At 41.6% G+C, this 12,910-nt stretch carries 7 protein-coding genes; 3 read left to right on the top strand and 4 right to left on the bottom strand.

Annotation, left to right across the window (positions count from 1 at the left end):
- The first annotated feature begins 31 nt into the window (after positions 1–31).
- Both ABFU83_RS14195 and ABFU83_RS14190 read left to right on the top strand, forming a co-directional pair.
- Positions 32–826 carry a hypothetical protein gene (locus tag ABFU83_RS14195; protein WP_347066878.1) on the top strand — a complete coding sequence of 265 codons (795 nt, stop codon included), beginning with the start codon at positions 32–34 and terminating at the stop codon, positions 824–826.
- 61 nt (positions 827–887) lie between these two features.
- Entirely contained in the window at positions 888–2,429 is a 1,542-nt protein-coding gene (locus tag ABFU83_RS14190) for a glycine--tRNA ligase (RefSeq protein ID WP_347066877.1), read from the top strand.
- A gap of 422 nt (positions 2,430–2,851) precedes the next feature.
- On the opposite strand, the gene thiL is transcribed toward ABFU83_RS14190, so the two are convergent.
- The 3 genes from thiL to lepA form a co-directional block, all read right to left on the bottom strand.
- Positions 2,852–3,901: a thiamine-phosphate kinase gene (gene thiL / locus ABFU83_RS14185; RefSeq protein WP_347066875.1), complete on the bottom strand. Its 1,050-nt coding sequence runs from the start codon at positions 3,899–3,901 to the stop codon at positions 2,852–2,854.
- An 89-nt stretch (positions 3,902–3,990) separates the two neighbouring features.
- A complete protein-coding gene (locus tag ABFU83_RS14180; RefSeq protein WP_347066873.1) occupies positions 3,991–8,043 on the bottom strand; it encodes a choice-of-anchor L domain-containing protein in 4,053 nt (1,350 codons plus the stop codon).
- A gap of 198 nt (positions 8,044–8,241) precedes the next feature.
- Positions 8,242–10,038 (bottom strand): translation elongation factor 4, encoded by a 1,797-nt coding sequence (lepA, locus tag ABFU83_RS14175; RefSeq protein WP_347066871.1) that lies wholly within the window; start codon positions 10,036–10,038, stop codon positions 8,242–8,244.
- Between the two features lie 329 nt (positions 10,039–10,367).
- Between lepA and dusB the strand changes: the two genes are divergently transcribed.
- A complete protein-coding gene (dusB, locus tag ABFU83_RS14170) occupies positions 10,368–11,360 on the top strand; it encodes a tRNA dihydrouridine synthase DusB (RefSeq protein WP_347070223.1) in 993 nt (330 codons plus the stop codon).
- Between the two features lie 73 nt (positions 11,361–11,433).
- Here the strand turns inward: dusB and ABFU83_RS14165 are convergent, their stop codons facing one another.
- Complete coding sequence (locus ABFU83_RS14165) at positions 11,434–12,861, bottom strand: MATE family efflux transporter (RefSeq protein ID WP_347066870.1); 1,428 nt, start codon at positions 12,859–12,861, stop codon at positions 11,434–11,436.
- Positions 12,862–12,910 lie beyond the last annotated feature (49 nt).

Below are 12,910 nucleotides of genomic sequence, written 5' to 3'. Positions count from 1 at the left end.
GTGGAATACTTTTAGTGATTATTAAATACAAATGGTCCGTAAAAACGCTACAAAATTAATTCAGGTAAGTGTTGGTGTTCTGCTCATCGGAGTGTTCACCCTGTCTTTTAATTTATATCGGTTATCCGTTGAAAATAAGACGCTTAAAGATAAGCTTTCTCTGGAGAATTCCCTTCATAAGAACGAACTTCTGGAAATTTTAAAGCGGTACGATTCGGTCAATAACATGCTGGTTGGCCGAACAAAGGCAATGATGGCTCCTTTTAAATCGGAATTACCACCCAATACCCTTTTAAAAACGGTCGGAACCAGTCATCTTAAGACAGAAGTTGTCAAAAACAAACCCCTAAGTGCTAAAGTCAAAAAGGAAAAACGAAAACCGGTTAAAGCATTAGCCGAATCCGACGCCTCCTCCGATACTTCCGACGCCTCTTCGAAATACTTAAAAGCGCTCAATGTTAGTGTGAGAGGCGTAAAAATCATCTACAATGACATCCTCGAAACCAATCGTTCCAAAAAAATAGACCAGATCCGCATTTGTTATACCTTAGGTTATAACGAAATCGTTCCGAAAGGAAATCAGGAAATCTTTTATCAGATTGTAAATCCGGAACATATGGTACTGGCCAACTGCTCGCATCCGGATGAAAAATTCAACTGCGATTTAAGCTGTACGGCAAGAGGAATCGTATTCTACGAAAATAAATCCACCGACGTTTGTGCCTTTGTCGATGTGGATAAAAAAAAGCTGATTCGCGGCGATTATGAAGTGAACATAATCCATCAGGACCGTATAATCGGAACCGCGAATTTCCAATTTAGATAATTGGTGTAAAAAGTTAAAATTTCCCCTGTTTTATACAATCTCTTTTTCCTATTTTTGCAACATGGCAAAACAAGACGACTTATTTAAAAATGTAGTTTCGCATGCAAAAGAATACGGATTTATATTCCCTTCAAGCGAAATCTATGATGGTTTGAGTGCAGTTTACGACTATGCTCAGAACGGTGTTGAATTAAAGAAAAATATACGGGAATACTGGTGGAAATCCATGGTTCAGATGCACGAAAATATAGTTGGTATCGACGCGGCTATTTTTATGCACCCAACAACCTGGAAAGCTTCCGGCCACGTAGATGCGTTTAACGACCCGTTAATCGATAATAAAGATTCCAAAAGAAGATATCGTGCCGATGTTTTAATTGAGGATTATGCCGAAAAATTAAATCAGAAAGCACAAAAAGAAATAGATAAAGCCCGCGAACGTTTTGGCGAAGCTTTTGACGAAGCCCAATTTGTAGCGACCAATGCACGCGTAATCGAATACCGTTCCCGTCAGCGAGAAATCCTGGAGCGTATGGCGCGTTCGTTGGAAACCGAAAACCTGGCCGATGTAAAAGCACTGATCGAAGAGCTTGAAATCGCTTGTCCGGAATCGGGATCTAAAAACTGGACAGAAGTACGTCAGTTTAACCTGATGTTCGGAACAAAATTAGGTGCTTCTGCCGATTCGGCGATGGATTTGTATTTGCGTCCGGAAACGGCTCAGGGAATTTTTGTAAACTTCCTGAACGTTCAGAAAACGGGACGTATGAAAATACCTTTTGGTATTGCACAAACCGGAAAAGCTTTCCGAAATGAAATTGTAGCCCGTCAGTTTATTTTCCGTATGCGTGAATTTGAACAAATGGAAATGCAGTTTTTCGTTCGTCCGGGCGAAGAAATGAAATATTACGAATACTGGAAAGCAACCCGATTGAAATGGCATCTTTCATTAGGACTTGGAAAAGAGAATTATCGTTTCCACGACCATGAAAAATTGGCGCATTATGCCAATGCTGCTGCCGATATCGAATTTAATTTCCCATTCGGATTTAAAGAATTAGAAGGAATTCATTCCCGAACCGATTTCGACCTTAAAGCGCACGAATCGCATTCCGGAAAAAAATTACAATATTTTGACAACGAAACCAATTCCAGCTATGTACCGTATGTAGTGGAAACATCTGTTGGATTGGATCGAATGTTCCTGGCGGTTTTCTCCAAAGCCTTACGGGAAGAAACGTTGGAAGACGGATCGACGCGTACGGTATTAAAATTACCGTCGGTGTTGGCGCCTACCAAAGCAGCCGTTTTGCCATTGGTTAAAAAAGATGGTTTACCGGAAGTTGCCCGAAATATTATTGACGATCTGAAATGGGATTTCAATGTATCGTACGACGAAAAAGATGCTGTAGGACGTCGTTACCGTCGTCAGGATGCTTTGGGAACACCATTCTGTATTACGGTTGATCACCAGACATTGGAAGACCAAACCGTAACGATCCGTCATCGAGATAGCATGAAGCAGGACCGCGTTAAAATTTCCGAATTAAGAAGCATTATTAGTGAAGAAGTTTCGATGCGCAACTGGTTAATGAAAATGTAATACCCTATATCGAAAAAGCTTTCCGTAATTGGGAAGCTTTTTTCGTTACGGTTGCGAACTAACTTGGGGTTAAAATTACGGTTCGGGTAGCCTTTTTGGGACAAAACAGGAGTTTTGAAAGCCATTAAAAGTGTTAAAATGGACAAAAAAGCTAAAAAAAAAGTCAAACCGTAAAAAAAACTGAAAAAAACCGTAAAATGCTTGTGTGGGAAACAAGTACTTTTACAGTGTCATTAAATACTTAATTAAGTTAGTTTATACAGTATAAGGTAAATATAGTGGATTACCTTCTTTAGCCCAGCCTGTAAAAGGTCTTGCTACAGCCCAGCCAAATAGAGGATTTGGTTTAGCTCATTAAAAATCAAGCGTTAGTAATGTACTAACGCTTTTTTTATGGATTTATTTTAATTTTGTAAGAATTTCTACTCGTTTTCCAAAGCATTCCATCCTCTCGCTTTTAATGGGATCTTGGTGTTGGCTCTGGTAATCAGGTGAATTCCATCGTTTTCCGGTGTCATATGACCAATTACCGTAAAATTCGGATTCGCTTTGATTTTGTCGTAATCGTCCATTTTAATAGTAAACAATAATTCGTAATCTTCACCGCCATTAATCGCGATTGTTGTACTATCGACATTAAATTCCTCACAGGCATTGATCAATTGTGGATCCAAAGGCAATTTGTCTTCATATAAATTACAGCCTTTTGAAGAATTCTTACAAAGATGAATGATCTCAGACGATAACCCGTCGGAAACATCAATCATCGAAGTTGGTTTTAAATCCAAAGCCTCCAATAATTCTTTAATATCCTTACGGGCTTCGGGTTTTAACTGACGCTCGATTAAATAAGTATACGCATCCAGATCGGGCTGGTTATTCGGGTTTACCTGAAAAACCTGTTTTTCGCGTTCCAAAACCTGTAATCCCATATAGGCTGCGCCGATATCGCCGGTCACAACCAATAAATCGGTTTCGTTGGCACCGTTACGGTAAACCAGTTCTTCTTCCTTAGCCTCGCCAATAGCGGTGATGCTTATAATCAATCCTTTTTGAGAGGAAGTGGTATCACCACCAATCACATCTACATCATATATTTTGGAAGCCAGTGCAATTCCGTCATACAATTCTTCCAGTGCTTCCAGCGGGAAACGGTTCGAAACGGCAATCGACACCGTAATTTGTGTCGGCTTGGCATTCATCGCACAGATGTCGGAAAGATTTACCACAACGGCTTTATAACCTAAATGTTTTAAAGGCATATAGGCAAGGTCAAAATGAACACCTTCTACCAGTAAATCGGTAGAAACCACCACTTTTTTATCCTTAAAATCCAGTACGGCCGCATCGTCGCCAATCCCTGTTAATGTGGATGGCTGATTGATTTTGAAATTTTGGGTCAGATGACTTATTAATCCAAATTCGCCCAGTTGCGACAAACTGGTTCTTTGAGGTGTTTTGTCTTCTATCATCGAAATAAAGTATAAGGTACAAAGTTGCGAAGGTTTTTTAAATAAAAAAAACGCATCCGGTTAAATGGCGGGCTTTAAAAATGAAAGTCCTACCGTTTCATCGAAAAATGGGACTTAAATTCTTTTTCTTCTCCGTTATCTTTAAAGATTACCTTAAACCAATAATCGGTCGACGGAAGCGGATAGCCGTTATAGGTTCCGTCCCAACCCGGTCCGTCCGGTCGAAGTTGTTTTAGGAATTTACCATAGCGGTCGAAAATATAAATCCGTGCATCTTTTTGATTTCGCAGGTCGCGGATATTCCAGGTGTCGTTATAGCCATCGCCATTAGGTGTGAAAAAATTCGGGTATTTCAGAATAAAAGCTCTTAGTCGGATATTGCCGCAATTGTTTTTGGTATCGGTAATGGTTACCCAGTGTTCGCCACCGGAAACATTAGTGAAATAATTGGAAGATTGCGGATTGCCATCGTCCAGTTGATATTCGTAGTGACCATATCCACCGGTTATGTTAACGGAAATCGAACTGTCATCAGAAAAAGGTTCTCCAACGGAAAGTGTAGCTACGGCTATACTGGATGGTTCAATGGTTACAGTCGTTGGATTATAATTGCAATCGTTACCCGACTCCGGAGTGAGTTTTATGGTGTTGATCGTATACTGCCCAACCTGAGTAGCGGTATAGTTTGGTCCGGTATGAATCAGTTGGTTGTTTTGATACCATTCTACCGTAAACAAAGCAGGATTTAATCCGGTTGTAATCGTATAGGACGTCAGCGGATTCTGGGTCAGCGGATCCACACAAATGATACCGTCTGGTATATTCAGGTCTAATAAAGGATATATGGTAACCAGAAACGGTTTTTCGATAAAACAATTTGCATTATCGGGAGCTGCAAGATATACATATACGGTTTGTGAGGTCGTTATATTGTCGCCCGGTTGGTAGGCCGTGCCCGTTCCGCCGCTACCGCTAAAATAACCGCCCGAAGGCAATGGCGGTAAGGTATAACTACCGCAGCGTTCTACGTTGTTGAAATTCGGAAGTGTTGGAGTGGTGGAAATCGTAACGACAAAATCATCTTCGTCCGTACAATTAATACGGTTTCCGGAAATGGCATATACATATACCGTTTGACTGGTGGTTAAAACAGTTCCATCCGGAATAATAGCGCCCTGACCATTTGGTTGCGCGTAATAATTTCCTACGGTAAGATTGGGTAGCGTATAGCTGTCGCAGGCTTTAATGTCGTCAAACGTACCGACCTCAACACCAATTGCATTTACGGTGAATACCGTTTGATTACTACATTGCGGAAAATCGTTCCAATTGTTATAGATATACAGCGTTTGCGTAGTCGAAATTTCCGTACCAGGACTTAACTGGGTTCCGGTTCCACCTGGTCCTGTAAAATAGTTTCCGTTGTTTAAAGGAGGTAATGTAAAAGTGGTGCAGGTATAGACATCGGTAAAACTATCGATTGGAGGAACGGGCCGGATGGTTACGGTAAATGCATGTTCGTTGGTACAACCGTTGGCTGCGACAGCATAAACATAGATTGTTCGTGTGTTGATCAGCACTTGTCCGGCACTCATTTGTGTTCCGGTTCCACCGGTTCCGGTATAATAGTTTCCATTCGTTAATGGAGGTAAAATATATTGACCGCATTCCATTCGGTCGGCTGGTGTGTCGACTAAAGGTTTTGGAAGTATGGTAATTTGATAATTTAAAAAATCCGTACAATTGGGTGTGCTTGTGGTTGGCGCGTAATAGTAAACGGTTTGTGAATTGTAAATCACCGTGCCGGCCGGAATTGGGGTGCCACCACCTAAGGGTTGGGTATAATAATTTCCGACTTCAATAGCAGGTAATGTATATTCGCCACAAGCGGTTACCGGTTGGAAAGACGGGCCGTCGATGATGGTTACCCGGAAAAGATGCTCGTCATCACATTCTCCGTCAAAAGCATAAACATAGATATCCTGAGACGTAGTAATAACGGTTCCAGGCTGTATTTGGGGCCCCACACCACCCGGTTGGGAATAGTAATTGCCAAAGTTCAACTGTGGTAAAACATAGGAATTACAAGTGATCACATCGTTAGGTTTGTCGACAACGGGTTTTTGTAAAATCCGGATATTATATATTTTTTCCTGACAAACATTTCCGTTGACCACTGCATAAAAATAAATCGTCTGATTGGTGGTTAATACCGTTCCTACGGGTAAAAGCGTTCCTGTTCCGCCTGGTCCGGTATAAAAATGACCCGCCGGAGCACTACGGATAATATATTGTTCGCATCCTACTTCCGGGAAGCTTAGCTGATCAATTAATGTTACAACAAAGGTAGTTTGATCGGCGCATCCCAAAGGTCCGGGGGCGGTATTGTATATATAATAGGTGCCTTGTTGGGTAATGGTATCGCCTGGGAAAAGTGGCGTTCCTGATCCGCTGGAACCCGAAAAATAATTTCCGTTGGTAATAGGCGGTAATACATAGCTGCTACATTCGATAACATCCGGATGGACATCCACCAATGGAAGTGGTAATATTGTGATGGTAAAACTGGTAAGCGCATAACAATTTAGATTATTAACATCGGTCATTCGTACCCATATGGTAACCGGCGATTGTGATGCATTTACGATAAAAGCCGTCGGATCGGTAATACTGTTAGTGTTGCTATCGGCGCTGCTTTGCGAGGTGAAATATTGGATACTAAAGTCACTAAGGCTTTGCCCGTTTAGGACAATTGGTGTTTCCACCGTCAGGTCAAAGCTTAGCTGACCATTGCGATTGCTGCACTTGGTCATGTTTAAAGCCTGTCCTGGAGTAATGGTGTTGTTAACGATCAGGTCGAACGATGTGAGATTGTCGCAAATAACGTTTCCGTTATGTTTGCGTACCTTAATATAGATAGTTTGTCCGCCGGTGCTTAAATAGTTATTAATGTCGGAAGCCGGAATTGGATTGTTGGCATTGGCATCGGCCAAAGAGGCATAATATAAAACATCGAAATCAGCAGGATTCAAGCCTAAGACTGTGGCATTATTTTGAGTTAGATTGAAAGGATAATTGGTCGATCCGTTATTGCAAACCCGTATATCTTGTGGTGTACCGATGGTCAGATCGGTAATCTCAATTTCGTCGGTCATTTGGCAGGTACCGTTTGTAGTAGTGGCGATCACACTATAAAGTCCGGCTTGCGTAACACTTAGGGATGATGACGTGGCGCCTGGAATAATATTGTGATTGAAAGTCCATACATGATTGAATTGTGGTCCTAACCCGGATTGTAATACGATGGTTTCGCCCTGACAAATAGTAGTGTCGGAACCTAAGTTAGTATTGGTCGTAAAACTCTTTCCGGCGATAAAAACAGCCGAGTCAAAATTGGAATCGTTATAATCGCCAATGGCTAGCTTGATCCGGTAGGGATTGTTAGGTGTAACCGTTGACGAAGCAGTTAATAAAGTGGTTTGTCCGCGCATATTGATTGCCGAAGTGCCCGGATTGTTCACATTATAACGGCCAAATAAACCCGGATTAGACGAGGTGCAGCCTGAATTGTATTGGTTGTCTCGAATCGTTTTTATGGAAATCGGAATATTGGTATTGGGAATCACCGCCAGGTTTGTGGTAACACCGGTGGTAAGATCGGTTAGCAGAAAAGCAAAGATATCGTTGAAACCACATTGGTATTCGCCATATTCGTTGGAAGCAAATAGAAAATCAAAACTAAAACTACTGGATAAAGGTGTAAAATCGAACTGTATATAAGCGACATCCCGAATCGGAAGTGTTTGTCCACTGGCATTACTGATATTTTGTAGATCGGGATCGCCAGCGTTGGTGAGAAAAGAACTTTCATTTAACCCGGTATATTGCCCTTCGGTATATTTGGCGATACCGTTTCGTATCACAATGCCTTCCTGAATCGGGAAATTGGGATTGGTATTGGTAAACTGTCCGATACCGCGATGAGACGAAAACTGGAAATTCGTTTCGTTAAAGCAGGAATTTTGCAAAAGAATGTTGCTCACTAATTGCGGAACGGTTTGTGATGTAGTGTCAATAGCAATTCCCTGCGCATAAAAAGTAAGGCTGGAAAAAAACAGCAACAATAAGAAAACTCTTTTCATGATGGGGGCATTAATCTTGTAAAGTTACTAAAAAGAGCTTTTTGTTATATTAAATAAGGTATTAGATTTGTTTATTGTTTTGAAAAGATAGTTAAATTGTTAAAAAAATAAGTTATTTTCAAAGTGAAACGTTGAAGGGCGGCGGTGAGGAATCGATAAAAAAAGACCGGATTGTTCAATCCGGTCTTTTATCTGATACTAATCGTTTAATTTTAATACAGCCATAAATGCTTCCTGCGGGATTTCAACATTACCTACCTGACGCATACGTTTTTTACCTTTTTTCTGTTTTTCGAGTAATTTACGTTTACGGGAGATATCCCCTCCGTAACATTTTGCAGTTACGTCTTTACGCAACGCTTTAATTGTTTCACGGGCGATGATCTTAGCACCGATAGCTGCCTGAATCGGAATGTCAAATTGTTGACGTGGGATCAGCTCTTTTAGCTTTTCACACATTTTTTTACCGATGTTATAGGCGTTGTCGGCATGAATCAAAGCCGATAAAGCATCTACAGAGTTTGCATTTAAGAGTACATCCACTTTTACCAGATTCGACGTACGCATTCCAATAGGCGAGTAGTCAAAAGAGGCATATCCTTTGGAAACCGTTTTTAATCGGTCGTAGAAATCAAATACGATTTCGGCCAATGGCATGTCGAAAGTCAACTCCACACGTTCCGGTGTTAGATACGTTTGGTTGGTGATGATACCGCGTTTTTCGATACAAAGACTCATTACCTGTCCAACAAAATCCGATTTGGTGATGATTGTTGCTTTGATATATGGTTCTTCCACGCGGTCCAGTTTGGATGGTTCCGGTAAATCGGAAGGATTGTTTACAATTTGTGGAGTATCCGGCTCTTTTTTGGTGTACGCCAGATACGAAACGTTAGGTACCGTAGTGATCACGGTCATGTTGAACTCACGCTCCAGACGTTCCTGAATGATTTCCATGTGAAGCATTCCCAGGAAACCACAACGGAAACCAAAACCTAAAGCGGCCGAACTTTCCGGGCTAAATACCAGCGAAGCGTCATTTAGCTGTAGCTTTTCCATGGAGTTACGAAGCTCTTCATAATCCTCGGTGTCAACAGGGTAAATACCGGCAAAAACCATTGGTTTTACATCCTCAAATCCCTGAATCATATTTTGAGTTGGTGTTTTGGCATCGGTAATGGTATCACCCACTTTTACTTCGCGGGCTTCTTTGATACCAGAAATCAGATACCCTACGTCACCGGTAGAGACAACCTGTTTGGGAACCTGGTTTAATTTTAAGGTTCCGATTTCATCGGCAAAATATTCATTACCGGTAGCCATAAATTTAATTTTCTGACCTTTACGGATTTCTCCGTTAATCACACGGAAAATAACTTCAATTCCGCGGAACGGATTGTAAACCGAGTCAAAAATCAAAGCCTGAAGAGGTTCTTCTTTATCACCTTTAGGTGCCGGAATACGTTCAATAATGGCTTCCAGAATTTTATCGACACCCAGACCGGTTTTTCCGGATGCCGGGATAATATCTTCCAACTTACAGCCTAACAGATCCACGATATCATCGCTCACTTCTTCCGGATTGGCACTTGGTAAATCAATTTTATTTAGAACAGGGATAATTTCCAGGTCGTTTTCCAATGCCAGGTATAGATTGGAAATGGTTTGTGCCTGAATACTCTGTGCTGCATCCACAATTAAAAGTGCCCCTTCACAGGCTGCGATCGAACGGGATACCTCATAGGAGAAATCCACGTGACCCGGAGTGTCGATCAGGTTCAGGATGTACTGTTCTCCTTTATAGGTGTACTCCATCTGAATTGCGTGACTTTTAATGGTAATACCACGTTCGCGTTCCAAATCCATATTGTCCAGCAACTGAGCTTGCTGCTCACGTGCGGTCACGGTTTGGGTAGCGTCCAGTAATCGATCGGCAAGGGTACTTTTCCCGTGATCGATATGTGCAATAATGCAGAAATTTCTAATATGCTTCATCTTCGTTTTGTATCAATTTTAAAGGCAAATCCGAATGCAGATCGGCCATACCTTTGTTAAAAAACAAAAGGACTTTATAAGCCTTTGTACAGATAATCAGCCGTATATGGGGATTTTCTATATAAAGGTAGTGAAATAATCCGCAAATATAATTGAAAGTTGGTCAGTTACAAGCGGATAGTATTGAAATCACTGTCTTTTTTATGTCGATTCAATAATTTTCAGAAAAGACAAGTAAGGCATCGGTTGAAGTGCTACTCAAAAGCTTTACAGTAACGTTAAGAAAAAGAATTGATTAAAATTTGTAATTTTGCGGCAAAATGTAGATGATGGTCAAGATTGGCAATATAGAATTACCGGATTATCCGCTATTACTCGCACCTATGGAAGATGTGAGTGATCCGCCATTCCGCAGGTTGTGCAAATTGCATGGCGCGGATTTGATGTATTCCGAATTTATTTCTTCGGAAGGATTGATCCGTGATGCGATGAAGAGTCGTAAAAAGCTGGACATTTTCGATTATGAACGACCGGTAGGGATTCAGATTTTCGGAGGGGATGAAGAAGCGATGGCCTTATCGGCCAAGATCGTGGAAACCGTAGAACCGGATTTGGTCGATATCAATTTTGGTTGTCCGGTAAAAAAGGTCGTTTGTAAAGGTGCCGGAGCAGGCGTTTTAAAAGATATTGATCTGATGGTTCGTTTAACCAAAGCCGTGGTTAAAAGTACGCATCTGCCGGTAACGGTAAAAACCCGTTTGGGATGGGATGACGATTCGATTAATATCGATGAGGTAGCCGAACGATTACAGGACGTCGGAGTTCAGGCACTTACAATCCATGCGCGCACCCGGGCACAGATGTACAAAGGACATTCCGACTGGACGCATATTGAACGGGTAAAAAATAACCCGAGAATCACGATGCCGATCTTTGGTAATGGCGATATCGACAGTCCGCAAAAAGCCTTGGAATACAAAAACCGATTTGGCTTGGATGGAATTATGATCGGACGTGCGGCGATTGGATATCCATGGATTTTTAACGAGATCAAACATTATTTTGAAACCGGTGAATTACTAGCAGCGCCTACGATCAAAGACAGAGTGGAAGCGGCACGAAACCACCTTACCTGGTCAATGGACTGGAAAGGCGAACGCGTTGGGATTGTAGAAATGCGTCGTCATTATACCAATTATTTTAAAGGCATCCACGGATTTAAAGAATACCGTCAGAAACTGGTTACTCAGGACGATAGTGCGGTACTGTTTAAAGTCTTCGAAGAAATTGAAGACGCGTATGCCGATTATCAGATGACATAAAAAAAGAGCTGTGAATGAACAGCCCTTTTGTGTTATAGTAAACCTGTCAGATCTAAACATCTAACAGGTTTTTTTATACTTCAACGCGTTTCCAACGCCCTCTGCGATACAGAAAAATACTGGCGATTGTAATTGCTGTTTCGGCAATCGGAACCGAAAGGAATACCCCGGTTGGCCCCATTTGATAATATTTGGCCAACAGATACGCCAATGGAATCTGGAACAACCAAAACCCGAAAAAGTTTACCCAGGTTGGTGTCCAGGTATCACCTGCTCCGTTAAAGGTGTTGATCAACACCATTCCGATACCATAAAAAACATAGCCTAAGCACATAATGTGTAGCGCTTCAACTGCGATATTTTGTATCAGTATATCGTCTGTAAAGAAGCCGATAATATACTGAGCAAACAGAAAGGTAACAACCGTAATTACAGCCATAAATGCTACGTTATATTTAGCGGTTGTGATTACCGATTTTTCGGCGCGTTCCACCTGTTTGGCACCAAGATTTTGTCCTACCAGGGTAGAAGCGGCATTACTCAATCCCCAGGCCGGAAGGATAAAAAACATCATAATTCGTAAAGCTGTCTGGTATCCGGCCGATCCATGATCACCGCCGGTTGTAGCCACCAGTTGCGCTAAAAAGATCCAGCTACACGAAGCGATTACAAACTGTAAAACACCCGGAGCTGCGATTTTGATCAATGCTTTTATCTGTTTGAAATCCGGAATAAAATAAGAAGGGATGATTTTTAAAATGCCCCGACCGTTAAACAAATGGTACAATTGATAGAGTACGCCGATACTTCTACCGGTAGTCGTCGCAATTGCAGCACCCGTTAGTCCGAAAGCCGGTATGGGCCCGAAACCATTGATCAATATCGGACATAAAATAATGTTACAGATATTGGCCAGCCATAAACTTTTCATCGCGATCGCGGCATTTCCGGCTCCGCGAAAAATTCCGTTGATCAGGAAAAGCAACATAATACATAAGCTACCACCCATCATAATGCGGGTAAAATTCACCCCATAATCGGCGGCTTCCTGAGAAGCGCCCATCAGTAATAAAATATCTTTGGCGAAAATAAACCCGCCAATACTGATAATACTATTGATAAAAACCGCAATAATAATAGCCTGCATACCGGCTTTGGCTGCGGCAACCGGATCTTTTTCTCCGATACGACGCGCCACTACGGCGGTTGCGGCCATACTGATTCCAATGGCAAGTGAATAGATAATGGTGATTACCGATTCGGTTAAACCTACGGTTTGAATGGCGTAGCTACTATGCTCCAAATGGCCCACAAAATACAGGTCGACCAAAGCAAAAACGGATTCCATCAGCATTTCCAAAACCATGGGAATGGCCAATAGGATTACTGCTTTTTTGATACTACCGCTGGTATAATCGAAATTTTCGTCCCCTTTAAGGGCTTGTTTGATCGTATTGAAAATTTTAAAAAGAGTGCCTTGCGGCCTATTTGTTTCTGTCATAATAATTAGGATTAATGATTGATAAGATCCCGAAAACGGGAAGGCAAGT

Origin of the sequence: Flavobacterium sp. WV_118_3, assembly GCF_039778605.1 — a bacterium.
Lineage (GTDB): Bacteria > Bacteroidota > Bacteroidia > Flavobacteriales > Flavobacteriaceae > Flavobacterium.
Note: the sequence above shows the minus strand (reverse complement) of the source record. Positions and strands in the feature narration are given on the sequence as shown.

Bases quoted from the DNA above. Each gene is read 5' to 3' on its own strand.
- ABFU83_RS14195 (WP_347066878.1), top strand. From the start codon at position 32: ATGGTCCGTAAAAACGCTACAAAATTAATTCAGGTAAGTGTTGGTGTT.
- ABFU83_RS14190 (WP_347066877.1), top strand. From the start codon at position 888: ATGGCAAAACAAGACGACTTATTTAAAAATGTAGTTTCGCATGCAAAA.
- thiL (WP_347066875.1), bottom strand. From the start codon at position 3,901: ATGATAGAAGACAAAACACCTCAAAGAACCAGTTTGTCGCAACTGGGC.
- ABFU83_RS14180 (WP_347066873.1), bottom strand. From the start codon at position 8,043: ATGAAAAGAGTTTTCTTATTGTTGCTGTTTTTTTCCAGCCTTACTTTT.
- lepA (WP_347066871.1), bottom strand. From the start codon at position 10,038: ATGAAGCATATTAGAAATTTCTGCATTATTGCACATATCGATCACGGG.
- dusB (WP_347070223.1), top strand. From the start codon at position 10,368: ATGGTCAAGATTGGCAATATAGAATTACCGGATTATCCGCTATTACTC.
- ABFU83_RS14165 (WP_347066870.1), bottom strand. From the start codon at position 12,861: ATGACAGAAACAAATAGGCCGCAAGGCACTCTTTTTAAAATTTTCAAT.